Origin of the sequence: Achromobacter sp. GbtcB20 (assembly GCF_019091095.1) — a bacterium.
Classification (GTDB): Bacteria; Pseudomonadota; Gammaproteobacteria; order Burkholderiales; family Burkholderiaceae_B; genus Achromobacter; species Achromobacter mucicolens.
This window is the reverse complement of record NZ_JAGXJZ010000938.1, coordinates 1-233: the sequence shown is the minus strand read 5'-3', so window position 1 is coordinate 233 and position 233 is coordinate 1. Positions and strand designations below refer to the sequence as shown.

The 233-nt window shown below is 66.1% G+C and carries 1 pseudogene; it reads right to left on the bottom strand.

Annotated features, from left to right (window positions below):
- Nucleotides 1-233: pseudogene (locus KVT32_RS31720) on the bottom strand (hypothetical protein); the annotation flags it as partial.

Below are 233 nucleotides of genomic sequence, written 5' to 3'. Positions count from 1 at the left end.
TGACCAGAACGACCGTGAGCATCTGCTTCTCTTGCGAAGCGTCGGAGCCGTCGGCGAGCATCGGTGCCTTGTCGTCCAGGCGCCGCCTGGTAGAGGTGTCTGCCGTCTGCTGGTAGCCGCCGATCACCACTTGCTCGCCGGGTCGCACCATCACCTGCTGCACTCGTCCCTGGCCGCCGATGACGGTGTGCTGGGCGAGCGTCTGGTCATCGCGTGAGCCGATCGGCTCCTTG